Below are 25329 nucleotides of genomic sequence, written 5' to 3'. Positions count from 1 at the left end.
GTTACTTCTTCTCTTCTTCGTCGACGATCTCGGCGTCGACGATGTCCTCGTCAGCCTTGTCGCCAGTCGGGGCACCCTCTGCGCCTGCTGCACCCGTGGCACCGTCCGGGGAACCGGCCTGTGCGTAGATGGCCTCGCCGAGCTTGGTCTGGGAAGCCTGTAGCTTCTCAAACGCGGTCTTGACGGCGGCGTCGTCAGTGCCTTCGAGGGCCTTCTTGAGGGCGTCGACGTCGGCCTGGACCTCGGTCTTGACCTCTTCGGGCAGCTTGTCGCTGTTGTCGGCGATCAGCTTGTCCACGGAGTAGGCGAGCTGCTCGGCGGTGTTGCGGGTGTCGGTGGCCTCGCGGCGTGCCTTGTCCTCGGCTGCGTGCTCCTCGGCGTCCTTGACCATGCGGTCGATGTCTTCCTTGGAGAGTGCGGTGCCGCCGGTGATGGTCATGGACTGTTCCTTGCCGGTGCCCTTGTCCTTCGCCGAAACGTGCACGATGCCGTTGGCGTCGATGTCGAACGTGACCTCGACCTGCGGGACGCCCCGCGGGGCCGGCGCGATGCCGGTCAGCTCAAACGTGCCCAGCGGCTTGTTGTCGCGGGTGAACTCACGCTCGCCCTGGAAGACCTGGATGGCCACGGACGGCTGGTTGTCGTCAGCGGTGGTGAAGGTCTCGGACCGCTTGGTGGGGATGGCCGTGTTGCGCTCGATCAGGTGCGTCATGACGCCGCCCTTGGTTTCGATGCCCAGGGACAGCGGGGTGACGTCGATCAGGAGAACGTCCTTGCGCTCACCCTTCAGCACGCCGGCCTGCAGGGCTGCGCCCACGGCCACAACCTCGTCGGGGTTGACGCCCTTGTTGGGCTCCTTGCCGCCAGCCAGTTCCTTCACGAGTTCGGAGACGGCAGGCATGCGGGTGGAGCCGCCGACAAGCACGATGTGGTCGATGTCGGAAAGCTTGATGCCGGCTTCCTTGATGACGTCGTGGAACGGCTTCTTGGTGCGCTCGAGCAGGTCCTTGGTCAGGTCCTGGAACTTGGCGCGGGTCAGCTGCTCGTCCAGGTGGACCGGGCCGTCCGGGGTGACGGAGAGGTACTGGAGCGAGACGTTGGTGCTGGTGGAGGAGGAGAGCTCCTTCTTGGCCTGCTCGGCAGCTTCGCGGAGGCGCTGGAGGGCGATCTTGTCCTTTGACAGGTCGATGCCCTTGACCTTGAGCTGGTTCAGCAGGTACTCGACGACGCGGTTGTCCCAGTCGTCGCCGCCGAGGCGGTTGTCACCGGCGGTGGCGCGCACCTGGATGGTGGAGAAGTCGTCTTCGTCCTTGCCGACTTCCAGCAGGGAGACGTCGAACGTGCCGCCACCGAGGTCGAAGACCAGGATGAGCTCGTCTTCCTTGCCCTTGTCCAGACCGTAGGCCAGGGCGGCCGCGGTGGGCTCGTTGACGATGCGCAGGACGTTCAAGCCGGCGATCTCGCCGGCTTCCTTCGTGGCCTGGCGCTCGGCGTCGTTGAAGTAGGCGGGAACGGTGATCACAGCGTCGGTGACCTTTTCGCCAAGGTAGGACTCGGCGTCGTTCTTCAGCTTCATGAGGACACGAGCGGAGATTTCCTGCGCGGTGTACTTCTTGTCGTCGATCGGCACGGACCAGCCGGTGCCCATGTGGCGCTTGACGGAGGCGATGGTGCGGTCGATGTTGTTGACGGCCTGGCGCTTGGCGATTTCACCGACCAGGACTTCGCCCGACTTGGAAAATGCAACGACCGACGGCGTGGTGCGGCCACCCTCGGCGTTGGCAATAACGGTGGGCTCGCCACCTTCGAGAACGGAGACGACGGAGTTGGTGGTTCCGAGGTCGATACCTACTGCACGTGACATGTGTTGCTTCCTTCTTTCCGTGGAACTGGGGCTCGCCCACTTCCTTGAGCGATCTGCACTCAACTTTACTCAGCGCGGAATTTAAGTCAATCCAAACTTGAGTCAAGTACGCTCAACTTCGCTTCGGCCCGACGCTCTCCGGAGGCAGGAGACCCCCGGTACCCCGCGGAATTCCGCGGAGAACCGAGGGTCTGATGAGCCGGGGAAACCTGATTTCGCCCAGCGTGAACGCGTCTTAGCCTCCCGAGGAGGTGCCGCCGTCGCCCTTCTTCAATTCTTCCGCGGCACCGTTTTCGGGGGTGGTTCCGGCAGCACCGTAGTCGCCCTCCGGATATTCACCCTCTTCATCCCCGGGCAGTTCCTCACCCACGGTGCCGGCGCGGCCATAGTCGCCTTCCGGGTACTCGCCTTCGTCCCGCTCAGCGGGGGCTCCGACCGCACCCGCCTCACCGTAATCACCCACCGGATACTCGCCCTGGGGCTCGGTGCCTGCCTTATCCCCCGCCACGCCGGCATCGCCGTAATCACCCTCCACGTACTGGCCACTGTCCCCCTCGAGTGCCGGATTCCTGGAGCTGTTGTGCGTCTTGCCCGCGTCGCCGGACTCACTGTTTTCGGTCATCGGTTGATCACTCCTTCGAAAGGACCGGGCGCGCCTGGTTCGGGCGCAGTGGCAGTCTACTCAGCTGGCTCGGGCGGCAACAGGGGTCAGGCATGGTGCCACCCGGCCCGGGGCCAAACCGGCCAAAACTACAGCCCGGCGAGATCTGCCAGTACGGCTATGTGGTGCTCGAACAGTTCATCCGGCGCGGAAAAGGTGCCGGCGCCATACTGCCCGAACACTTCAAAACTGACGGCTCCAAAGAGTGAGGTCCACACGAGGGTGCCGCGGGCCAGCAGGGCGTCCGGGACTTCCACGTTCAGTTCACGCCGGATGGCCTCGAGATCGGCGGCCAGGGGCACCGGTAGGGAGGAAGGCCCGCGTTCGGCAAGCCGTCCGGCCCGGTGCGCCGCGTTCAGAATCTCCACCAAACTGTTGACCACCCGCGTGCCGGGTGCCGTGGTCCGCTCCGCCGGAGCCTGATAGCCCGGCACCGGACTGCCGAACAGGAGGCCGTAGCGCGCCGGCTCCCGGAGGGCCCACCCGCGGACAGCGCGGGCCAGCGCAGCGAACCGGCCCCGGGACTCTTCCGCCGGGACGGACCCGACGGCGGCATCCACCGTGTCCCCCAGGTCGTTGTAGGCATCCACGAGCAGGAGGGTGAGCAGCTCGTCACGGCTCCCGACGTACCGGTAGACGGCGGAGGAGACCACGCCCAAGTCACGGGCGACGGCGCGGAGCGACAGGGCCGCGGCCCCATGTTCGGCCAGGTGCTGCCGGCCCAGCCGGATGATGTCGGCGATGGTCTGCGCCCGGGCACGTTCACGCGGCGTGCGGATTTCCCCGCCGACAGTCTGGGAGGTGGCTCGCATCAGCCCAGCATGGCATGAATCAGAGCGGTGTCAACAATTGAGAGCACTGCTCTTGACTTTGCCGGACGGCCGCAGGATCCTTGCTCTGAGAGCAGTGCTCTCAAAACCACGCCTGGCCCTCCGGGACCATCCGCACGAAGGAGAAAATTCAATGTCCGGCCTTTATGTGGTCACCGGCGCCGGCCCCGTGGGCTGGACGGTGGCAGAGCAACTTGCGGAGCGGGGCGAGCGGATCCGGGTCCTGACCCGCTCCGGCAGCGGCCCGGAACATCCGAACATCGAGAAGCTGAGGATGGATGTCTCCAACCCCGCCCTGCTGGGTGACGCTTTCGAGGGCGCGGCGGCGGTCTTCCACTGCATCCACGGCTCCTCCTACAGCGCCGCAGCCTGGGAACGGGAACTGCCGGCCGCCGAACAGGCGGTCCTGGCGGCGGCAGGCGAGGCGGGCGCCGTCGTCGTTTTTCCGGAAAGCCTTTACTCCTACAGCAATCCGGAGCGGGTAATGACCGAAGACAGCCCGCGGGAGGCGGAGGGCGGCAAACGCGGCACCCGCGCGTCGCTGCTGCGGGCACGGGAGGCGAGCGCCACTGACACGGTGTCCGTGGTGGCGGGCGATTTCTTCGGCCCCCGTGTCCGGATGGCCCACGCCGGCGAGCGCATGGTGCTGGCCGTCCTCGCCCGGCGCCCGCTACAGGTAGTGGGAAGCGCGGACCAGCCGCATTCCTTCACCTTCGTTCCCGACCTGGCGGCGGCAATGATCATGGCCGCGGGGAAGCCCGAGCTGTGGAACCGCGTGCTGCACGCGCCCACCAATCCGCCGCTCACGCAGCGTCAGATCGCTCAAGCCTTCGCCGCGGCTGCCGGCGTGCCGCCCGCGAAGGTCCATGCGGTTCCGGGATGGGTCCTGCGCACCCTCGGGCTGTTCTCCGCCGACATGAGGGAACTCGGCGAGACGCTCTACCAGTTCCTGCAGCCGTTCGTGATGGATTCAACGGCCAGCGAGGAGCAACTGGGTGTTCACCCGACTCCCCTGCATGTGGCAGCCAAGGAGACGGTGGAGTGGTGGCGCTCAGAACTCGCTACGGGTCCGGGGACGGGACGGGCCCCGGCGGGAACGCCGGCCGGAACCTAGCGGACGAAAACTTCCGCAGGGCCCTCCAGTTTGCTGGCTTCCTCTGCCTCGAGCCGGCTGAGTTTACCCGGCCACCAGATGCGCCGGCCCAGGTCGTAGGCCAGGGCGGGAACCAGGAGCGAGCGCACCAGAACGGTGTCCAGTAGCACCCCGAACGCCACGATGAACGCCAGCTGCACCAGGAACATGATGGGGATGACGCCAAGGGCCGCGAACGTGGCGGCCAGGACCACCCCGGCCGAGGTGATCACCCCGCCGGTCACGCCCAGTCCGCGCAGAATCCCCGGCCGGGTCCCGTGCTTCAGCGACTCCTCGCGGACCCGGCTCATCAGGAAGATGTTGTAGTCCACGCCCAGGGCCACGAGGAACACGAAGCCGAACAGCGGCACCGTGGCGTCGGCTCCGGGGAAGCCCAGAACGTTGTTGAATACGACGGCGGAAACGCCCATGGCGGCCGCATAGGACAGAACCACCGAGGCGACAAGCAGGACGGGTGCGAGGACGGACCGCAGCAGCACCATGAGAATGAGCAGAATGACGGCCAGGACAACGGGGATGATGACGGCCAGGTCGCGTTGGGCCGTGGTGTTCGTGTCCAGCGCGGTGGCGGTCACGCCTCCGATCAGGGCGCGGGGGTCCACACTTTTCACACTGGCCCGCATCGCTGCCACGGCATCCTCCGCCGCGTCAGAATCGGCTGCGAAGTCGAGGGTGGCGTTGAGGAGCACCCTGCCGTCGCGCACGGCCGGGCTGGCCGGCGTTCCTGGAGCTTCCGTGATGGGCACGCTCCCCTCTGCCAGGAGGTAGGCGGCCCCCACGCCGCTGGTGGCCTTGACCGCTTCGAGGACTTCCCCGGCGTTCCCCTGGCTGGCGACGATGACCGCGGGGCTGCCGCTACCGGCGTCGAAATGGCGTGCCAACGCATCCTGCCCGTCGACGGCGTTGGAGGCGCTCAGGATGACGGCCGTCTGCGGCACGCCGTTGGCCTTCAGCTGCAGGACCCCGGCCGAGGCCACAACCAACAGGAGCACAGAGGCCACCCACACCGTGCGGGGACGCCGCGACACCAGGATTCCAATGGCACGCCAGAGCCCCCGCTGGCCCTCCAGCCCGGTCGTCAGCTGCGGCTCACGCGCCTCTTCGGGCAGCAGCCTGGGCCGGAACGGCCAGAACGCGGCACGCCCCAGGAGTGCAGCGAAGGCCGGGAGCAGGGTGAGCGCCGCGAAAAGGGAGCAGACTATGCCCGCGGCCGCCACCGGGCCGAGCGCCTTATTGGAGTTGAGGTCGGAAAACAGCAGGCACAGCAGGGCGATGGCTACCGTTGCCCCGGATGCCAGGATCGGCGCGAAGGAGGCCCGCCAGGCGGTGAGCGCGGCGGCAGCACGGTTCGCCGTGTGCTCGAGTGCCTCACGGAAGCGGGCCACATAGAGCAGGGCGTAGTCAGTGGCTGCGCCGATCACCAGGATGGAGAGGATGCCCTGGCTCTGGCCATTGAGCTGAATCCAGCCCGCCTTCGCCATGCCGAACACGACCAGGATGGCGGCGCACAGCGCAAACACCGAGGTCAGCAGCACGGCGAACGGGAGGAGCAGGGACCGGTAGACAACCAGCAGGATGACAAACACCGCGGCCAGCGCCACGAGCAGCAGGATTCCGTCGATGCCGGCGAAAGCCCCCGTGAGGTCGGCCGCAAGCCCGGCAGGACCGGTGACGAACGTCTGCGTCCCGTCCGGCGCGTCCGCGCGGATCTCGCTTCGCAACTCTTCGACGGCGTCCGCCGGTTCCGATGCCGCAACGGACACGATGTACTGCACGGCCTTCTGGTCCTGCGACGGCACCGGGCCCACTACCGCGCTGCCCACCCGAAGGTCCTCCAGCCTGGTTTTCAGGCCGGCGGCCGCTGCCAGCTGGGCAGGGGTGAGGGCACTGTCGCTTTCAATCACGACGACGGCGGGCACCTCACCGGAGTCCTGGAACTTTTGCTGCCACTCGCGGGCCTCGGTGGCCTCCGCTCCGGCCGGCAGGAAGGATGCCTGGTCGTTGGACGAGACCTCATCCAGCCTGCCGAATGTGGGCCCGCCAACCCCGGCAATGGCAACCCAGCCGACGACGAGGACCACGGGAATGAGCCACCGAAGCCAGAACGGGATGCTCGGGGTGCGGGCTGCCTGGTTCATGGGAAAGACCTCCTGGGCGTGACAGCCGCAGGGGCCGCCGTCGATATTGGTTCCAGCATAAACTATCTCTACCATGGAGATATATACCTTGCCCGCGATGGCAGCTCCCGGGCGGTAAACTCCGGAAGGCAGCACCGAGCAGAGGAGGCGGACGTGGCCGAGAAGCCTGGCACCCCGCGGCAGCCCGACGGGCCGGCCGCCTCCGCCCCTGGGACGCAGCATCCCCTGGTACGGCTGCTTCAGGAGTTCACCCTGGAGGCCAACCGCTATGTGGACTCCGCAGGCGGCCGGAACGACATGCACAGGACGGACCTCAACGCCCTCGCCGCCATAATGAGGCACGCAGCGAATGGCGACGTCGCAACTCCCGGAACCCTCCGTAAGGAGCTGAACCTCAGTTCTCCGGCCACCACGGCGCTGATTGACCGGCTGTGCGGCTCCGGACACCTGGTCCGCGTCCGCGAAGGCCAGGACCGGCGGCAGGTGCAGCTCCGGATGACGGAAAAGGCGTACCGCGACGGCTCCGCCATGTTCCTGCCCCTGGCCCGCCACATGGGCAGGGCCATGGCCGGGTTCACGGCGCAGGAACTGGAGACGGCCGCCCGGTTCATGGACGCGATGATCGCGGCCACGGTCCAAGCCAGCCAGGAGGCCTCCGGCACGCCATAACGCCCCCCTCCTGCCACCTGCCCGAAATGCGGAGAAGGAGTAGCGTTTCCCTATGAGCACCCAGCCGGAAGATGTCTACACTCACGGCCACCACGAGTCCGTGGTCCGGGCCCACGCCTCGCGGACAGCGGAGAATTCGGCCGCGTTCGTCATCCCGCACCTCACCCGGGGCGTATCAGCGCTCGACGTAGGGTGCGGGCCCGGCAGCATCACGTGCGACTTCGCGGTTCTCGTGGCCCCAGGGAATGTGACGGGATTGGACCGCTCCCCCGACGTGATTACCCACGCCCGCGAGCTGGCGGCCGACCGCGGCGTGGAGAACGTGGAGTTTGTAGCGGGCAACATCTACGACCTTGACTTCGAGGACGACACCTTCGATGTGGTCCACGCCCACCAGGTCCTGCAGCACCTGACGGATCCGGTGGAGGCGCTGCGGGAAATGCGGCGGGTGGCCAGGCCCGGCGGCATCGTGGCGGTCCGCGATGCGGATTTCCACGGCATGAGCTGGTATCCCGCCATTCCCGAGCTCGACGAGTGGATGGAGCTCTACCAGCGGATCGCGCGCCGGAACGGTGCCGAGCCCGACGCCGGCCGCCGGCTGGTCTCGTGGGCCCAGGCCGCGGGCTTCACGGACGTTGCGCCCACCAGCAGCAACTGGCTCTACGCCACCGGGCAGCAGCGCCGCTGGCAGGCACGGGTGTGGGGCGAACGGGTGCTGCATTCGGCCTTCGCGGAGCAGGCCCTCGAGTACGGCTTCGCGCAGGAGGCCGACCTCACGCGCATCTCGGCCGGCTGGCACCGCTGGGGCTCCACGGACGACGGCTGGTTCCTCATTCCCAACGGTGAGGTCATCGCCCGGGCCTAAGGCCAGCAGTCGCGGCGCGGCGCAGCCCACCCCGCAGACCGACTAAACTTGATGGGTGCAATTCTCCCTGTGGCTGGCCCTTGCGGGCGCCGGCGTCCTCATCAGCTTCACTCCGGGCGCAGGCGCCATCAACACCATGAGCAACTCGCTGACGGCGGGGTTCAAGCGCTCCATCTGGGGCATCCTCGGGCAGCAGGCCGCCCTGGTCCTGCACGTCATCGTCGTGGCCCTCGGCGTCGGCGTCCTGGTTGCCGGCTCCCCGGTCGCCTTCAATGCGATCCGCTATGCCGGGGCCGCGTACCTGGTATACCTCGGCATCAGGCAGTTCCTGCGCAAGCCGGACCTGGACCAGGAGAAGGTCGCCGCCCTCCGGAACGAGCCCGCGTGGTCCATGTTCCGCCGGGGCCTGTGGGTCAACCTGCTCAACCCCAAGGCCATCGTGTTCTTCCTGGCCTTCATGCCGCAGTTCATCCGGCCCGCCAACCCGCTCCTGCCGCAGTACGCCGTGCTTGCGGCAACCGTGGTCCTCATCGACGTCCTCGTCATGTGGTTCTTCTTCGCAGCGGCGGCAAAATCCTTCCAGCGCTTTACCCACAACGCCCACGGCCAAACCCTGCTCAACAGGATTTTCGGCGTCCTGTTCGTCGCCGTGGGCGTGCTGCTGGCGCTCATCCACTAAGCCCCGCCCCGCTCCATGGCAATTTTGTGACAGCAAGACCGACAAACTTTACGCGGCTTGTCGATAATAAGCTCACTTACTAGCCAAGCGGGGCTGCCATCCTCCATGCTTAGCCCATGAACTCAACGACGAGCCCATACCGCCTCATCGCCGTCTGTACCGGCAACATCTGCCGCTCACCCATGGCCGAGCTGATGCTGAGCGCCGCCTTCGCTGAAGCCGGGCTCGGCGACCTCGTGATCGTCGATTCCGCAGGCACCACCGCCTACGAGGCCGGGCGCCCCATCGACCCCCGGGCGGCACGGAAACTCACCACCCACAACCTTTTGTCGGACCGGCACGTTGCCCGGGAATGGCGCTCCGAATGGTACACCGAGCGTCACCTGATACTGGCGCTGGACGTGGACCACTACGGGTGGCTCCGGGCCTCCGCCCCGGATGACCAGGCGCTCTCCCGGATCCGCATGCTCCGCAGCTTCGACCCCGCCCTGGCCGACGGCGATCCCCTGGAGCAGGGCATCGAGGACCCCTGGTACGGCGGCCACGCGGACTTCGAGGCCGTGTGGGACCAGGTCCAGGCGGCGGTCCCGGGAATCGTCCGCTACGTGCAGGACGCCATCGCGCAGGATGCGATCGCGAACGGAGGTAACCAGGCGGCCCCGGTCCGGATAGATGAGCACCGGGCACGCAACGGCAAGCGTCACAGCCCCGCCGGCGGCAGCCCGCTTCACAACGTCCAGGTTCAGGACAGCCAGCAGGTACGCTCTATTTCATGACCCCCGCTCCTGTGATCATCGCCATTGACGGGCGGTCCGGCGCAGGTAAAACCACATTGGCCATCGAGCTCGCGGCCACGCTGCGGAACCACCACAAGGTCTCACTGTTCCATCTGGAGGACATCTATCCCGGCTGGGACGGACTGTCCGCCGGCGTCGAGCGCTACGTCACCACGGTACTGGCGCCCCTGAGCCGCGGCGAAGCGGCGTCGTGGGTCAGCTGGGACTGGAAAAACCATAACGACGGCGACCCGCGGGTCACCCTTCCCGCCGAGATTGTGATCGTCGAAGGCGTCGGCGCAGCGGCTGCTGCCGCCAGGCCGCTTCTGGACGCCGTCATCTGGGCGGACGCCCCCGACGGCGAGCGCCGCACCCGCGCGCTGGCACGTGACGGCGAGACGTACGAGCCGTTCTGGGACCAGTGGGCGAGCCAGGAGGCAGAACTGCTGGGCACGGACGACATCCCGCAGCATGCCCATGTGCGGGTCCTCAACCGGGCGGACGGCACCGCCCCCGCGGACGCCCTGCAGGCACTGACCTACCTCCCGGCGCTCACCACGGCATTGGTTCCCGAGCTGTCCTCGCGGCGCGGCCTGCGGCTGCTGTCCGAACGGATCGATGCCAGCCCCGATCCCGCCGCACTCTTCCGGGCGCTGTACGGCGCGTCCGCCAACGCGGTCTGGCTGGACTCCTCCCTGCGTCCGGCCGGAGCGGCTGACGCAGCCGGTCGTGGCCGGGAGACTCCGGCGACGGAACGCAGCCGCTTCAGTATTCTGGCGGACGACGGCGGCACGTTCGGCCAGTCTGTCCTGCACAGTTCCGGCGTCACCCGGGTCACCGCCGGGTGCGCCACGGCCAACGTGTCCGGCCCGTTCTTCCGCTGGCTGGAGACGGTGTGGGGACGGAAGGCGGTGCGCGGCCCGGAAGACTACCCGTGCGACTTCGCGCTGGGCTGGCTGGGTTACCTCGGCTATGAGCTGAAGCGTGAAACCGGCGGCGAGGACGTCCCCTCGGACACGCCTGATGCGGCCCTGATCTTCGCTGGCCGCGGCGTGGTCCTGGACCACACGGATAACACGGCGTGGCTGCTTGCCCTCGACGCCCCGGACGCCGCGGACTGGCTCGCCCAAGCCCGCGAGGCGGTGACCGCCGCACCTGTTGCCGGCGGCAGCAACGGCGTCGTACTTCCGGCGGCAAATGCCGCTGTGCCAGCCCAAACCACGACGCCAGCCCGCAACGCTGCCCCGGCATTTGCCGGCCGCGACAGTGAGGCGGGCTACAAGCGGAAGATCGCCGAAGCCCAGCACCAGATTGCCGAGGGGAACACCTACGAGGTCTGCCTCACCACCACCCTCGCGGCGGAGGTGCCGGCGCTCGACGCGTGGGCGGCCTACCTTGCCCTGCGCCGGCGGAACCCGGCGCCGTTCGCAAGCTACCTGCGGTTTGGCGGGCTCACGGTGGCCAGCACCTCGCCGGAGCGCTTCCTGCGGATAGCGTCCGACGGCGGCATGCGCGCCGAGCCGATCAAGGGCACCCGCAGCCGGGCTGCTGACCCGGACGCCGATGCCGCCCTCCGCCATGATCTGGCCACGTCCCTCAAGGACCGGGCGGAGAACATCATGATCGTGGACCTGCTCCGGAACGACCTCAGCCACTTCGCCGAGCCGGGGTCGGTCACGGTCAGCCGGCTGTGCGAGATCGAAAGCTACGCCACGGTCCACCAGCTGGTGAGCACCATCGACGCCGTTCTCCTGCCCGGGTCGCCGCGGGCCGAAGCGGTGGCCGCATGCTTCCCGGCCGGCTCCATGACAGGGGCGCCGAAGATCAGCACCATGGCCATCCTGGACCGGCTGGAGGGGGGCCCGCGCGGCGTCTATTCGGGGGCCATCGGATACTTCTCGCTGAACGGTGCCACCGATCTGGCCGTGGCCATCCGCACCCTGGTCGTTCAGGACGGCGGCGAAGGTTCAACGGTCCGGCTCAGCCTCGGCGTCGGTGGCGCCATCACCGCCGATTCCGTGGCCCAGGACGAGTACGAGGAGATCCGCACCAAGGCCTACGGCGTGCTCTCCACCCTGGGTTCCACCTTCCCGGATTGAGTTTTTGTCCATTTGTCACGACTTCGAGGCCTTCTAAGTCGTGACAAGTGGACAAAAACTCCAAAGGCTTGGGGTGGTTGAGGGCTGAGACTTACTGGACCGTGGCCGTCAGGCGGGCGACGTTGTCCACGTACCTTGCCGCGAGGGGCCGGCGCATCCAGTCCTCGAGCCGGAGCTCATGCGAGATGTCGCGGTAGGTGTCCTCCACCGCGCGCATGCTGTTCACGATGTCCGCGCCCAGGAGCATCACCGACACTTCGAAGTTCAGGGAGAAGGAGCGCATGTCCATGTTGCTGGAGCCCAGGACTGCCACTTCGTCATCGATGGTGAAGTGCTTGGCGTGGAGCACGAAGGGCGCCTTGTAGAGGTAGATCCGAACGCCGGCCCGCAGCAGTGCCTCGTAGTAGGACTGCTGGGCGTGGTGGACCAGGAACTGGTCGCCCTTCTTGGAGACGAACAGTTCCACGTCCACCCCGCGCTGGGCAGCGGTGGTGATGGCGTAGAGCAGGGAATCGTCCGGCACGAAGTAGGGGCTGCAAACGGAAATCCGGTGCTGCGCCGAGTAGATCAGCGTGTTAAAGAGCCGGAGGTTGTTCTCGGTGGTGAAGCCGGGGCCGCTGGGCACCACCTGGGCTGTGACTCCGCCCGGCGATGGCTGGGCAGACTGCTGCAACTGGTCTTCGAGTGACTCGTCGGTCTCGCTGAGCCAGTCGGTGGCAAAGACAACATTGAGCGTGGGAACGATCGGACCCCGCAGGCAAGCCATCAGCTCGATCCATTCCCGGCCGGCCTTGCGGTGCTTGGGGTTGTTGTAGGAGGGTTCGATCAGGTTCTGCGACCCGGTGAATGCGACTTCGCCGTCGATCACCATGATCTTGCGGTGGTTGCGCAGGTCCGGCCGGCGCCACTGGCCGTGGATGGGCAGCAGCGGCAGCATCCGCCGCCACTGGATACGGCTCGCCTTGAGGCGTTTCAGGAGCTTGTTGTACCCCTTCACGCGCAGGGTTCCGATGTGGTCGAACAACACGCGGACCTGGACGCCGCGGTCCGCCGCCTCCTCGAGGGCCGTGAGCAGGTCGTCCGTGACGTGGTCGGTGCTCATGATGTAGAACTCCGCGTTGACGAAGCGCTTGGCATTCCGCACGGCCTCCGTCATGGCGCGGATGGAGTCCGGGTAGCCGGGTATCAGCTCCACGTGGTTGCCGTCCACGAGGGGGATCGACCCGAGCCGGCGGTTGAGTTCGGCCGCGGACCGGACCCATTCGGGGCCGGAATACTCACTGGCGACGTCGGAAAGGGCCGCGCTGCCGGCACGGACCCGCTCGTTGACCAGCTGCTGCTGCTCGGTGCGGCGGCGCGACAGCTTGAAGTTACCGAAGAGCAGGAAGAGGATCAGTCCCACGGCCGGGACGAAGAAAATGCCGAGCAGCCAGGCCATGGCTGTAGTGGGCCGCCGGTTGCCCGGGATAATGCCCACTGCCAGGACCCTGATAACCAGATCCACGCCGCTGAGCAGCAGGATCAGCCATGCCGGCAGTGTTTCCGCCAGCGGAAATGGCCACAACACAGTTGAAACCCCCGTTATTTCTTACCCTCGCAGCCATTCCGTTTGGAGCGGCGATGCCAGCCTATCGGGCACCGGCCGCACTAAGCTTGAGGCATGAAGTCTCGCACCTCCCACACCGTGCTGGTGTTCCTGGATCCGGACTATGAGAACGGAAGGATTGCCGACCCCGAAAAGCCGCAGCTGATGGCCACTGATTTGGGTGCCACCCGCGGTGATGGCGTGTTCGAGTCCATGCTCGCCGTCGCCGGCCACACGCGGAAGATCCAGGCCCACCTGGACCGGCTGGCCCGCTCGGCGCAGGCATTGGACCTTGAGATTCCGGGGCCGGACGGCTGGCGCCGTGCAGTCGAGACGGGCATCGCGGCGTTCCGCTCCGATAACCCGGCACCCTCCCCGGAGCTGGACGAGGCCGTGGTCAAGCTTATGGTCACGCGCGGCGTCGAGGGCGCCTCCGCCCCCACCTGCTGGGTTCAGGTCTCCCCCGTAGCCGTGGCCGGACGGCGCCAGCGCGAGACTGGAATCGACGTGATCCTCCTTGACCGCGGCTATGACAGCGACGCGGCCGAGCGCGCCCCGTGGCTGCTGCTAGGCGCTAAAACCCTGTCATATGCGGTGAACATGGCAGCGCTGCGCCATGCCCACAAGCAAGGGGCGGACGATGTCATCTTCACGTCCTCGGACGGCCGCGTGCTGGAGGGCCCCACGTCCACCGTGCTGCTGGCGAACGTGGAGAAGAACGACGCCGGAACAACAGTCAAGCGTCTCGTCACGCCGCAGCTGGACAGCGGCATTCTCCCAGGAACGTCGCAGGGCGCCCTCTTCGCCGCGGCCAAGGCCGCCGGCTGGGAACTGGGCTACGGCCCGCTGAAGCCCCAGGACCTGGCGGACGCCGACGCCGTCTGGCTGATTTCCAGCATCCGTCTCCTGGCGCCGGTCAATCACGTCGACGGCCGCGAAATCGGCACGCCGGCACTCCGCAAGCAACTGACCGCCGAGCTGAACGAACTGTTCGCCGGAATCGAGTAACCCGTCCCGCATAACGAAAAGGCACCGTTCCGAAAAATGCGGGACAAGCCGGTGCCCTGCGTTGTAGTCTTCTTCCACGGCAACTGCCCACGCCCCGCGGCGGTGATGGCACGTGGCTTGGTTCCGGGCTCAGCCGGAATGAGTACTTAAAAAGGAATAGCCGATGTCTTGGGATGACAACTCCCTGCACGCATTGACAAACTCACTACCCACGGGCTGGGGGGCCCAGGCAGCGCTGCCGGGGAACGTGGGGGAGATTACTGTGCGCTGGCAAGCCCGCCAGATCATTACCGAACTGCTCGCCGAAACAGATCCGGTCAGCGAATGGCCGCGAGCCCAGCTGCGCGCCCTGTTCGAAGCCCATCCGGATAATCCCGAACACGTGCTGCTCGAGCACCTCACCGCCACCACAGAGCTGGCCAACGCCGAAAACGGCGCCATCCCGGTGGGCGTCTCCGCCCGGAACCTGGCCGCACCCGAGCCGGTGCCCTTCACCCGGCGCAGCAGGAACCGGATTGAAGCCATCCTTGTCGACAAGATGCTGATGACCGCGTTCCAGCCGATCCGCCGGCTCCCGGAGGGGCACGTGATCGGTGTCGAGGCCCTGACCCGGTTCGTCAGCGACGACGGTGCCAGCGCGGACCACTGGTTCAGCGAGGCCGAATCCGTGGGGCTGGGCACCGACCTTGAATTCGCGGCGCTGCACCGGGCCCTTGCTGCGGCGCAGGCCGTGCCCGACCACATGTTCATCGCACTGAACCTGACACCGGCAACGTGCGCGGACCCAAGGATCCCGGGGCTGCTGGAGCATTCCCAGCTGGCCATGGACCGGATCGTCATCGACCTGAATGGCGCGGTTCCCCTCGAGCAGTACGCGTCGCTGACTTCCGCCATCGCTCCGCTGCGGCGCCGTGGCCTGCGGATCGCCGTGAACGGTGCCGAGGTCGGCTTCACGTCGATGGACCAGGTCCTTGAGCTTCACCCGGACATCATCAAGCTGGACCGGAGCTTCATCGCCGGCATCGAGGATTCCCCGGGCCAGCGCCTGAGGGCCGCCGCCATGGGTGAACTCGCCCGCCACGTTGACGCCGTCATCGGCGCCCAGGGCGTCGAGACTCCCGGGGAACTCGAGGCCGTGACCGAACTTGGCATGACGGCTGCGCAGGGCTACCTGCTGGGCCGGCCCTCCGTCCACCCGCTGGACTGGAATGCCTGGATCCGCTCGGAGAGCGAGACGGCCGCCAGCGGCGGCCCTGCCTCCTGAGCTAGTCCTCCGCCAGGTCGGCGGCCAGGCGGATGTGGTTGTCCGCCAGCCACACCGGGTTGAAGGCCTTGCTCTGGTAGTTGCTGCCGGTGTCCGGGGCGATCGCCACCACCACTGACCCGTGCGGTGCCGCCCTGGCCACCCGGACCGCTGCCGCCACGGTCAGTCCCGACGACGGCCCGAGGGACAGGCCTTCATCGTTGAGCAGCCGGTGCAGCGTGCTGTACACCTCGTCATTCGGAATCCGCAGGAACCGGTCCAGCAGTCCGCGGTCGAAGACCTTCGGCCAGTCGGGCTTGGGCCAGGAGTTGCCCACACCGTCCACCAGAATCGGGCCCGGGTGCCCGCCGCTGTAGACCGAACCGTAGGGGTCCGCGCCGATCACCTCCACGTGCCCGCCGGACTTCTCCTTGAGGTACCGTCCGTTGCCGGTGATGGTTCCCCCGGTGCCCACGCCTGCGACGAAGTGCGTCACCCGGCCGGCCGTCTGCGCCCAGATTTCCGGCGCCGTCCCCTCGTAGTGCGCCCGCGGGTTGGCCGGGTTGTCGAACTGCAACGGACGCCACGCGCCGGGAATTTCGGCCGTGATCCGGGCCGCGACCGCCCGTGCATTTTCCGGTGAATCCGAGGGCGCGCTCCAATCCGTAAACACCACCCGCGCCCCGTACCTGTTGAGGGCCTCCAGCTTTTCGGAGGAGATGGAATCACCGGTAACCACCACCACCGGGTGGCCGGTCAGCGCCCCGATCAGGGCGAGCCCGATTCCCGTGTTTCCGGAGGTGCTTTCCACGATGGTCCCGCCCGGTTGCAGCTCTCCGCTCTGTTCGGCCGCCCGGACCATGCTCAGCGCGGTCCTGTCCTTGATGGAACCGCCGGGATTCTCCGATTCAAGCTTGACGAACACGGTGCTCCCCAGCCCGCGGCTCAGCACGTTCAGCGGCACCAGCGCAGTGTTCCCCACCCGCGCCAGCACCGCGTCAGCGTCCATGCCCGAATCCACGATCGGCGCCACATGCCTTGGCTGGCGGCCACTTCCCGTCACGGTGGTCATGATTCTCCTCCCCCGTCGTCCGGGCCGCCGATATTCGGAGCACCGGCATTCGGGCCCGCACCATTGGGGCCTGCTTGGTCCGAACCGTCCAGATCCGGTGTCCTCAGTTCCGGCAGTCCCGCCAGCAAATCAGCCAGCGCTATACGAGCACTCTCAACCAGCACCGCCGCTGGCAGCTGCCCGGCCAGTAGCCCCGACAGCCGTGCGACTACGGTGGCGGTGCCTGTTCCGAGCTCCCGGATTTCCATCTCCCGCAGGTCCGTGTCCTGCGCCTCCGCCAAAAGGTAGGAGGCCGTCAATGCCTCGATGGTGAGGAGTTTGGCGGCGGCCTCCACCGAGCGCTGCAGCTGCTGGAGGGCAAGTGGGGCCAGCGTGGAGTGGTCTTCCACGTCCGCGGACAGGGTGGGTGCACCCAGCGTGGCGGGTGCCGCCAAAAACTTCAGCTCCGCCAGCAGGCCCGCGGCCGAGTACCAGAGCAGTCCCGGCAGGTCCTCGGACGCGAGCGGCGTGCCGGCCCGTGCCGCCTCGAGGTTGAGCTGCCGAATGAGGCGCTGCGGCGGATAGAGCTTGGCGGTCCGCCGCTCGCTGCTGATCCCGACATGGGCAAGTCCCAGCCGCAGCGCCTCGAACGCCAGGGCCAGCTGCATGGGCTGGAAGTTTCCGCCGGATACCATCCGGCCCGAGGCCACATCCGTCAGCGGGTTGTCGCCCCGGCCGTTGAGTTCCACCTCGAGCGCCTCGGCCAGGGCGGTCACCTGGGCCCGGAACGCGCCGTGCGTCTGCGGCGCGGCCCGGAAGGACAGTGCGTCCTGGACTGAAACCTGCCGCCGTGGGTCTTCGAGCCAGCCGCCGCGCACCAGGCGGCGGACATTGGCCGCCGAGACGCGCTGGCCGTCCACCGCCTTGGCCGACTGCACGGCCGCCGAAAACGGGCTGAGGTTCCCGCCGCCGTCGTACCTTGCGGTGGCCTCGAGTGACAGCGCCAACGCCGTGTCCGCCAGGTCCGCCAGCCACCGGATGCGGCGGAGTTCCAGCGCGCCGGCACCGATCGAATAGGAGTTGGCGCTGACCAGCGCCAGCGCCTCGCCCGGGGCCAGGACCAGCGGTTCCAGCCCGGCAGCAGCGAGCGCCGCCGCGCCATCCTGCAGGCCGCCGTCGGGAGCAAGGGCCTGTCCCTCCCCGATGGCGACGGCGGCAACCGCCGCCAGCTGGGTGAGGTCCGACGAGCCGACGGACCCGTCGCGCGGTACGCCCGGCACCACGCCCCTGTTGAGCAGTTCGGCATAGAACCGGGCAGTTTCCGGGCGCACCCCCGAGCCGCCCCGTGTGAAGCCGACGAGCCTGGCCAGGATCAGGGCCCGAACTTCATCCCGGTCCAGCAGCGCGCCGACGCCGCTGTGGTGGTAGCGCACCACCTGCAGCTGGAAGTCGAGGATGGATTCCTGCTCCACATCGGTGTCCCGCCCGGAGCCGAGCAGGGTGTTCAGGCCGTAGACCCGGTGGCCGGAATCGATGGCCGCCTGCACCACCTCTCGGGACAGGCCCACGAGCTCGAGGGCTTCGGCGCTGAGGACCACCTCCACTGCGGGATCGGCCGCCGCGGCAGCCACGTCGTCGGCACGGATGTGGGCCGTCCCGATCAGGAACGTGCCGCGCCGGACGCCGGGCATCGGTCCGCCCTGTCCCCCGGTCCCTGCCACTGCACCAGCCCCGGCCATGGCGTTAGAAATCCAGCAGGTTCCGGCGGAAGCCGCCGTCGCCGTAGCTCGTGCGCAGCAGCCCCCGCCGGCGGAGCACCGGTGCCAGCCTGTCCAACACCCCGTGAACGGTCGACGGGTCGACGAAGCCGGAGAAGAGGAACCCGTCTCCGCCCACTGCAGCCCCGGTTTCCTCGAGGTGGTCGGCGATTTCCTCGGCCGTGCCGATGATGCTGTCGCCCGCGCCACCGCTTCTGGCCTGCAGGATCTGCCGCAGCGTGGAACCCGGGGGCGCAGCCTTGGAGAAGTGCTCCAGGGTGCCCTGGTTGCTGTTGGTGCTGAGCTCGGGGAGGGGCGCGTCGAGGTCGAACTGCTTGAAGTCGATGACGGACAGGTAGGAGATCGAGTTGAGTTGGCTGTCGATGTCCCGCTGGGTGAGCTCCCGGCGTGCGGCCCGCAGCTCCTCCGCTTCAGCCTTGGAGCCGGTCACGGTGGGTTTGAGGACGAACAGCACCTTGACGTCGTCGGGGTTCCGGCCGGCCGCGGCGGCCTCGGCGCGGATGGAGTCCCGGTACGCCTTCATGCCGTCGGCGCCGCGGGCCAGGGCGATCGCAACATCTGCGTTCGCGCCGGCGAAGGCCTTGCCCCGTGGGGATGCACCGGCCTGCACCAGCACCGGTTCCTCCGGCAGCGGCGCTGTGTTAAGCGGCCCGCGGACCTTGAAGAACTCCCCCTCGTGGTGGATCGGCCGGACCTTGGTGTGGTCCGCGAAGATGCCTGCCCGGGCGTCCTCCAGGATGGCGTCCGGTTCCCAGCTGCGCCACAGCTTGCGCACGACGTCCACGAACTCCTCGGCTTTCTCGTAGCGGAGGTCGTGCTCGATCTGCTGGTCCAGTCCGTAGTTCTGGGCGGCAAGGTCGCTGCCGGAGGTCACCACGTTCCAGCCCAGCTGCCCGTTGGAGAAGTGCTGCAGCGTGGCCAGCAGCCGGGCGGCGGTGAACGGCGGGTAGAAGGAGGCGCTGATGGTGGGCACAATGCCGAGGTGTTCCGTTGCGGAGAGCAGGTACGGCACCAGTGCCAGCGGATCGTGCTTCGGCGCAAAGGACGCCTGCGCCAGCGACACCTCGGCGCTGCCGCCGTAGGTGTCGGGGACGGTGAGGGAGTCCTCGATGATGAACAGGTCCAGCCCGGCCCGCTCAAACTCGCGGACCGCATGCTGGTAGGGGGCGGGCTTCCTCCAGTCGTAGCCGATTCCGTAGCCGGGCGTCCCCCAGCCCTGGACCCCGAAGCCATGGCCCACAAACCATCCAAAGTGCAGCATGGGAGTCACTGTATTCGGGGTCGAATCATTCACTGCGGCCTGGTTTCATCCGGCGTTACGGCGGTTCATCTCCCGTCATTATCCTCCCGTTGCAGTTTGATGCGTTACGGAAGATGACGACGGCGGCGGTGCGCGCCGCCGTCGTCAGTGTTACGTTTTTGGGGAGTAATGAGTACCGGCATTAAGCCCTGACTGGCCGGTCGGCAACCCTCCTTCCACGGCGGGGTGCCTCAGGTGAATACTCGGCATATCGACCACTTCGAGCTGCAAGCGTGAGAAAAGGAGATCCGTCGTGTCAGACGCCCCCGCCGTTGCAACACTGCCGTCCCAGCAGGATAAACCCGAGGAAAAGCTGTCCTACCGCCTGATCACGGGACCGGACGACCGTGCGTTCTGTGAGCGCATCTCGGCTGCCCTGGCCGAGGGATACGTGCTGCACGGCAGCCCTGCCGCCACCTACAATGGCACCGGCGTCATCGTGGCCCAGGCCGTCATCCTGCCTGCCGCCATCGCGACGGCAGATGCCGCGGTCGCCACCGCCGTTGACCAGCTGGACTCTGACGAGGACCTCGCCGAAGAAGCTTACGAGGGCCACGCATGAGCTACGCCGGAGACCTCACCCCGCAGGACGCCTGGGCCAAGCTCGAAAAAGGTGCCGTCCTGGTGGATGTCCGCACCGAGGGTGAATGGGCGCACATCGGTGTCCCGGACACTAAGTCGACGGACAACGATCCGCTGTTCATCCAGTGGACCTTTCCCGGCGGCATTCCCAACCCCGACTTCGTCGAGCAGCTGAAGCAGCAGGCACCGGAAGACACCGGCGTGGAGCTGCTTTTCCTGTGCCGCTCCGGCCAGCGCTCCATCGCGGCGGCAATCGCCGCCACCCGGGCCGGTTTCACCGCCTACAACGTGCTCGAAGGCTTCGAGGGCGAACCCGACCGCTACGGTGAGCGCACCGTGAACGGCTGGAAGAACCGCGGCCTGCCGACGAACCTGGGAAAGAACTAAGTTGACCTTTAATCACGACGCCGCCGGCTGGAGCCCCGATACCCAGGCCGTCCGCGGCGGGCTTGACCGCACCAATTTCCAAGAGACCACGGAGCCCGTTTTCCTCAACTCCGGGTTCGTCTACGAGTCCGCCGCGGCCGCGGAGCGCGCCTTCACCGGCGAGGACGAACGCTTCGTCTACTCGCGCTACGGCAACCCGTCCGTGGCCACCTTCCAGGAACGGCTCCGCCTGCTCGAAGGCACCGAGGCGTGCTTTGCGACGGCGTCCGGGATGTCCGCCGTGTTCACCGCCCTGGGCGCCCTGCTCGGGGCCGGGGACCGTGTGGTCGCCAGCCGTTCCTTGTTCGGCTCCTGCTTCGTGATCCTCAACGAAATCCTGCCGCGCTGGGGTGTGGAGACGGTGTTCGTGGACGGTCCGGACCTTGAACAGTGGCGCGCGGCCCTCTCGGTGCCCACCACCGCCGTCTTCTTCGAATCCCCGTCCAATCCCATGCAGGAAATCGTGGACATCGCGGCGGTCAGCGAACTCGCCCACGCCGCCGGCGCCAAGGTTGTGGCGGACAACGTCTTCGCCACCCCGCTGCTGCAGCGCTGCGGAGACCTCGGCGCGGACGTGGTGGTCTACTCCGGCACCAAGCACATCGACGGCCAGGGCCGGGTGATGGGCGGAGCCATCCTGGGCACCAAGGAATTCATCGACGGCCCCGTCAAGCAGCTCATGCGCCACACTGGCCCGGCGCTCTCCTCATTCAATGCCTGGGTCCTCACCAAGGGCCTGGAGACCATGGCGCTGCGCGTGAACCACTCCTCCGCCACGGCGCTGCGCCTGGCCGAATGGCTGGAGGCCCAGCCCGCTGTCAACTGGGTGAAGTACCCGCTGCTCCCGTCGCACCCGCAGTACGAACTGGCGGCCAAGCAGATGAAGGCCGGCGGCACCGTCCTCACGCTGGAGCTCGCGACGACGGCTGGCCGGTCGGGCAAGGAAGCCGCCTTCGCGCTGCTGGACGCCCTGAAGATCATCGACATCTCCAACAATTTGGGCGACGCCAAGTCGCTGATCACCCATCCCGCCACCACGACGCACCGGGCCATGGGGCCGGAAGGACGCGCCGCGATCGGGCTCAGCGATGGAGTGGTGCGGCTGTCCGTAGGCCTGGAGGACGCTGATGACCTCATCGCGGACCTGGAGCAGGCGCTTAAGCAGATCTGAGCTTTCAGATCTCGCCCTTGCGGGCATGCTGTTTCTTACTTCCCATGGCGGGCTGTGAACACGGGTTGCGCTGCAGGTCCCTTCATTTCTGGCATCCTTTGAGAACACGGGTGCGGCACGGTTTAGTGGGTGGACCAGCAGGGTTTACCCAGGGTTTACACGGACGGTCTTGTTAGGCTCCGTGTGCACTGGGCAGACTCTAATGACACCGATGAACCGATCAACCCTGTCGGTTCAGCACCCCACCCAAGGACAGACGCAGCGATGCGTTCGGGGCCGCGGCCGCGAAGACGCTGCGTGCAGCCTCCCTGACCGGAAGGACCGCCATGGCCGGAGTTTTCGAAGTTTTTGTTGACGCGGAGTCCCAGTTCCGGTTCCGGCTGAAGGCCCCCGACGGAACCGTGCTGGCGATCTCCGCACCCTTCGAGGACAAGCGCGCGGCTGCGGCCGGAATCGCCGACGTCCGCGAATGCGCCGGAACGGGGCTCATTACGGACCTGTCAGCGGCGGCAGCTCCGGTGGCAGAGTCAACTCCGGTGACAGAGTCCGCTCCGGTTCAGGCGGCCGTTTCGGCCCCCGCGCCTGTGCCTGCGCAGGTTCTCCCGCCGCGGCCCGGCCACCGCAGGCAGGGATTCGGCAAGAAGCGTACGTTGTCGGAGGCTCCCGGGTCGCCGCTGTGCAGGCCGGCGGCACCGGCAGAGCCGTCCCCGGTGGACCGGGGCGGCTTAGCCGCCGCAATCCTTAGGCACTGACGAGGACAAGCCGGACCTCGTCATGAAGTGCCAGCCAGACTGCCCCGGATAGAGCCATTAGGCCGCCCTGAACTCGTACGACGCCGTCACAGCCTGAGTATCGCATGGCGTAACAGGCACCTGGCCGGTTTTACTTAGGTAAGCCTTAACTAATATCCTCTTCCGGTGACCACGCAGCTTGATTTCGCGCGGGTGTCCTTCGCCGCCGATCTGGCGGGCCACGGGGACCGGCCCGCCATTCTCACCGACAACTTCACCCTCACCTACCGGGACTTGGCACGCAGGGTCGATGCCCTCGCCCTCCGGCTGGGGAGCCAGCGGCGCCTCGTGGCACTGGCTGCGGCGAACGACGTCGGTTCGCTGGTGGCGTATCTCGCCGCCCTGGTCGGCGGTCACCCGCTGATCCTGCTGCCGGAGGACAAGCCGGCGGCACTCGAGTCCCTGGTGGCCGCGTACGACCCCGACGTCGTGCTGCGCCCCGCCAAGGGAGAGACGGTGTTTGAGGAGCGCAGGCCCGGAACCAGGCACGACCTCCATCCGGACCTCGCGCTGCTGCTCAGCACGTCCGGTTCCACGGGCTCGCCCAAGCTCGTGCGCCTGTCCGCCGCCAACCTGCAGGCCAATGCGGAGTCTATTGCCGAGTACCTGGACATCGGCCCGGCAGACCGCGCCGCAACCACTCTGCCGATGTCCTACTGTTACGGGCTGTCCGTGATCAACAGCCACCTGCTTCGCGGTGCGGGCTTGGTGCTCACGGACCTGTCCGTTGTTGACCCGTGCTTCTGGGAGCTTTTCCGTACCGGCGGGGCGACGTCGTTCGCGGCGGTGCCGTACACCTTCGAACTGCTGGAACGGGTGGGCTTTGCCGGCATGGACCTCCCCTGCCTGCGCTATGTCACCCAGGCCGGAGGCCGGCTCGCCCCCGAACGCGTGCAGAGCTACGCCGAGCTCGGCCGCCGGAAGGGCTGGGAACTGTTCGTCATGTACGGCCAGACGGAAGCCACCGCCCGGATGGCCTACCTTCCGCCCGCGCTGGCCGCCGAGCACCCCGGCGCCATCGGCGTCCCGGTGCCGGGCGGCGCCTTCCGCATCGAGCCGGTGCCGGGCCTCGAGCACGGCGAACTCGTCTACACCGGGCCCAATGTCATGCTCGGCTACGCGGAGACACCGGAAGATCTCGGCGCCGGCCGCACGGTCCACGAACTCCGCACCGGCGATCTGGCCCGGAAACACCCCGCCGGTGTCTATGAAGTGGTGGGGCGGCGCAGCCGGTTCGTCAAGATCGTTGGCCTCCGGGTTGACCTCGGCCAGGTGGAGCGCATCCTGGCCGACCTCGGCGTAGAAGCGGCGAGCGCGGGCACAGACCAGGGCCTCGTCGTCGCGGTCGAGGGCAGCCACGACACCCAGCTGCTGGCCAAGGTCCTGGCCCAAGGCATCGGGCTGCCCCGTGCGGCCCTGGAGCTGCACGCCGTCGAGCATCTCCCCCGCCTGGCCACCGGCAAAGTGGACTACCCGGCTGTCCTTGCGCTGTCAGAACCAGGGCCCTCAAAACCCGGGCCGGACCCCGCTGCCGGTCCCGACGACGTGCGGCGGATCTTCCGCGACACCCTGGAGCGCCCGGACATCGGCGACGGCGACACGTTCGTCTCGCTCGGCGGCGACTCGCTGTCCTACGTGGCCACGTCCGTCCGCCTGGAGCAGCTGCTGGGCCACCTTCCACCGGACTGGCACGTGACGCCGGTCCGCAACCTGGAGCAGCACGCGGGGAAAAAGCCTGCCGGAAAGATGCGGCGGTTCTTTGCCCCCCTCGAAACCAGCATCGTGCTCAGGGCCGTGGCCATTGTGCTCATCGTCGGCACCCACGTGGGGCTGATGAAATGGCCGGGAATGGCCCACGTGCTCATGGCGGTGGCCGGCTACAACTTCGCCCGGTTCCAGCTCAGCGGGGAACGGCTTCCCCGGTTCAGGCGCCAGCTCACCAGCGTCGCCAGGGTGGCACTGCCCAGCATGGCCTTCATCGGAGTGGCCTACCTGATCACCGACCGGTACACCCTGGCCAATGTCCTGCTCCTGAACTCCGTGGTCGGCCCCGAAGCGGTGACCACGCAGTGGCACTTCTGGTTCATCGAGGTGCTGGTCTACATCCTCCTGGGCATGACAGCCCTGCTGGCCATACCCTGGGCGGACCGGGCGGAGCGGCGGTTCCCGCTGCTCTTTCCGCTTGCCGTCACTGGCGTCGCGCTGCTCTCGCGCTATGACATCGTTGATCCCGGCATCCCCCACCCGTCGCCAACCCTGTGGCTGTTTGCCCTGGGGTGGGCCGTTGCGCGGGCCCGGACGGTGATCCAGCGGTGTGCGGTGTCAGCCCTCCCGATCCTCACGGTCCCCGGATACTTCTTCGGGGATACCCACCGCGAGCTGACGCTTGTTGGCGGAATCCTGCTGCTCACCTGGCTGCCCACCATCCCCCTGCCCAGGGGGCTGCAGCGGCTGGCGGTCCTGCTGGCCAGCGCTTCCCTCTACGCGTACCTCGTGCACTGGCTGGTCTACCCGCTGCTGGAAGCAATCAGCCCGGCACTGGCGGTGGCAGCGTCCTTGGCGGCCGGGGTGGCCTACTGGGCGCTGTGCACGCGTGTCATGGGGCTGTTAAGCCGGGGCAGCTGGCGGTCGTTGCGGGGAAGGCTCAAGCAGCCGTAAGC

General features: G+C 67.5%; 20 protein-coding genes, 1 pseudogene and 1 riboswitch. Of the genes and pseudogenes, 13 read left to right on the top strand and 8 right to left on the bottom strand.

Annotation, left to right across the window (positions count from 1 at the left end):
• Position 1 precedes the first annotated feature (1 nt).
• The 3 genes from dnaK to CXZ05_RS15615 form a co-directional block, all read right to left on the bottom strand.
• On the bottom strand, positions 2-1864 hold the full coding sequence (gene dnaK / locus CXZ05_RS15625; RefSeq protein WP_102973461.1) for a molecular chaperone DnaK: 1863 nt from the start codon (positions 1862-1864) through the stop codon (positions 2-4).
• 235 nt (positions 1865-2099) lie between these two features.
• Complete coding sequence (locus tag CXZ05_RS15620) at positions 2100-2486, bottom strand: hypothetical protein (RefSeq protein WP_102973460.1); 387 nt, start codon at positions 2484-2486, stop codon at positions 2100-2102.
• Positions 2487-2614: 128 nt separating this feature from the next.
• Positions 2615-3337 (bottom strand): TetR/AcrR family transcriptional regulator, encoded by a 723-nt coding sequence (locus CXZ05_RS15615; RefSeq protein WP_102973459.1) that lies wholly within the window; start codon positions 3335-3337, stop codon positions 2615-2617.
• Positions 3338-3488: 151 nt separating this feature from the next.
• On the opposite strand from CXZ05_RS15615, the gene CXZ05_RS15610 reads away from it, so the two are divergent.
• Entirely contained in the window at positions 3489-4469 is a 981-nt protein-coding gene (locus CXZ05_RS15610; protein ID WP_102973458.1) for an NAD-dependent epimerase/dehydratase family protein, read from the top strand.
• On the opposite strand, the gene CXZ05_RS15605 is transcribed toward CXZ05_RS15610, so the two are convergent.
• Complete coding sequence (locus tag CXZ05_RS15605; RefSeq protein WP_102973457.1) at positions 4466-6646, bottom strand: efflux RND transporter permease subunit; 2181 nt, start codon at positions 6644-6646, stop codon at positions 4466-4468. The genes CXZ05_RS15610 and CXZ05_RS15605 overlap by 4 nt on opposite strands.
• A gap of 153 nt (positions 6647-6799) precedes the next feature.
• Here CXZ05_RS15605 and CXZ05_RS15600 point away from each other — a divergent pair, with 153 nt between their 5' ends.
• The 5 genes and pseudogenes from CXZ05_RS15600 to pabB all read left to right on the top strand — a co-directional run bounded on the left by CXZ05_RS15600 (position 6800) and on the right by pabB (position 11734).
• Positions 6800-7315 (top strand): MarR family winged helix-turn-helix transcriptional regulator, encoded by a 516-nt coding sequence (locus CXZ05_RS15600; RefSeq protein ID WP_102973456.1) that lies wholly within the window; start codon positions 6800-6802, stop codon positions 7313-7315.
• Between the two features lie 52 nt (positions 7316-7367).
• The gene (locus tag CXZ05_RS15595) at positions 7368-8180 is read left to right on the top strand and encodes a methyltransferase domain-containing protein (protein ID WP_102973455.1); all 813 of its coding nucleotides are present in this window, start codon (positions 7368-7370) and stop codon (positions 8178-8180) included.
• A gap of 55 nt (positions 8181-8235) precedes the next feature.
• Entirely contained in the window at positions 8236-8859 is a 624-nt protein-coding gene (locus tag CXZ05_RS15590) for a LysE family transporter (protein WP_102973454.1), read from the top strand.
• A 116-nt stretch (positions 8860-8975) separates the two neighbouring features.
• Positions 8976-9503, top strand: a pseudogene (locus CXZ05_RS15585) (low molecular weight protein-tyrosine-phosphatase); the annotation flags it as partial.
• Between the two features lie 128 nt (positions 9504-9631).
• Entirely contained in the window at positions 9632-11734 is a 2103-nt protein-coding gene (gene pabB, locus CXZ05_RS15580; protein WP_102973453.1) for an aminodeoxychorismate synthase component I, read from the top strand.
• Between the two features lie 91 nt (positions 11735-11825).
• Here pabB and cls read toward each other — a convergent pair whose 3' ends face one another.
• The gene (gene cls, locus CXZ05_RS15575) at positions 11826-13298 is read right to left on the bottom strand and encodes a cardiolipin synthase (protein ID WP_102973452.1); all 1473 of its coding nucleotides are present in this window, start codon (positions 13296-13298) and stop codon (positions 11826-11828) included.
• 96 nt (positions 13299-13394) lie between these two features.
• Between cls and CXZ05_RS15570 the strand changes: the two genes are divergently transcribed.
• Both CXZ05_RS15570 and CXZ05_RS15565 read left to right on the top strand, forming a co-directional pair.
• Positions 13395-14327, top strand: a complete 933-nt coding sequence (locus CXZ05_RS15570) for an aminodeoxychorismate lyase (protein WP_102973451.1) — start codon at positions 13395-13397, stop codon at positions 14325-14327.
• Positions 14328-14490: 163 nt separating this feature from the next.
• On the top strand, positions 14491-15591 hold the full coding sequence (locus CXZ05_RS15565) for an EAL domain-containing protein (RefSeq protein ID WP_102973450.1): 1101 nt from the start codon (positions 14491-14493) through the stop codon (positions 15589-15591).
• 1 nt (position 15592) lies between these two features.
• Here CXZ05_RS15565 and CXZ05_RS15560 read toward each other — a convergent pair whose 3' ends face one another.
• From CXZ05_RS15560 to CXZ05_RS15550, 3 genes are read right to left on the bottom strand one after another with little or no spacing between them, the layout of a single operon-like run.
• A complete protein-coding gene (locus CXZ05_RS15560; protein WP_102973449.1) occupies positions 15593-16642 on the bottom strand; it encodes a PLP-dependent cysteine synthase family protein in 1050 nt (349 codons plus the stop codon).
• Positions 16639-18312, bottom strand: coding sequence for an aromatic amino acid ammonia-lyase (locus CXZ05_RS15555; protein ID WP_258006606.1), 1674 nt, complete (start codon positions 18310-18312; stop codon positions 16639-16641). Before CXZ05_RS15555 ends, CXZ05_RS15560 begins: the two co-directional genes overlap by 4 nt.
• A gap of 52 nt (positions 18313-18364) precedes the next feature.
• Positions 18365-19660: an NtaA/DmoA family FMN-dependent monooxygenase gene (locus CXZ05_RS15550; protein ID WP_102973448.1), complete on the bottom strand. Its 1296-nt coding sequence runs from the start codon at positions 19658-19660 to the stop codon at positions 18365-18367.
• 164 nt (positions 19661-19824) lie between these two features.
• Positions 19825-19939: riboswitch (SAM riboswitch) on the top strand.
• 13 nt (positions 19940-19952) lie between these two features.
• Here CXZ05_RS15550 and CXZ05_RS15545 point away from each other — a divergent pair.
• The 5 genes from CXZ05_RS15545 to CXZ05_RS15525 all read left to right on the top strand — a co-directional run bounded on the left by CXZ05_RS15545 (position 19953) and on the right by CXZ05_RS15525 (position 25327).
• On the top strand, positions 19953-20261 hold the full coding sequence (locus CXZ05_RS15545; protein WP_180987413.1) for a DUF1737 domain-containing protein: 309 nt from the start codon (positions 19953-19955) through the stop codon (positions 20259-20261).
• Positions 20258-20668, top strand: a complete 411-nt coding sequence (locus CXZ05_RS15540) for a rhodanese-like domain-containing protein (RefSeq protein ID WP_102973447.1) — start codon at positions 20258-20260, stop codon at positions 20666-20668. The genes CXZ05_RS15545 and CXZ05_RS15540 overlap by 4 nt, the downstream gene beginning before the upstream one ends.
• Position 20669: 1 nt before the next feature.
• Positions 20670-21878 (top strand): O-succinylhomoserine sulfhydrylase, encoded by a 1209-nt coding sequence (locus CXZ05_RS15535; protein ID WP_102973446.1) that lies wholly within the window; start codon positions 20670-20672, stop codon positions 21876-21878.
• 326 nt (positions 21879-22204) lie between these two features.
• A complete protein-coding gene (locus tag CXZ05_RS15530; RefSeq protein ID WP_102973445.1) occupies positions 22205-22630 on the top strand; it encodes a YegP family protein in 426 nt (141 codons plus the stop codon).
• 165 nt (positions 22631-22795) lie between these two features.
• Complete coding sequence (locus tag CXZ05_RS15525; protein WP_102973444.1) at positions 22796-25327, top strand: AMP-binding protein; 2532 nt, start codon at positions 22796-22798, stop codon at positions 25325-25327.
• Positions 25328-25329 lie beyond the last annotated feature (2 nt).

The sequence above is a fragment of the Arthrobacter sp. AFG20 genome, assembly GCF_002892795.1.
Taxonomy (GTDB): Bacteria; Actinomycetota; Actinomycetes; order Actinomycetales; family Micrococcaceae; genus Arthrobacter.
The sequence above is the reverse complement of the archived record's forward strand: the minus strand, read 5'-3'. Positions and strand labels throughout refer to the sequence as shown.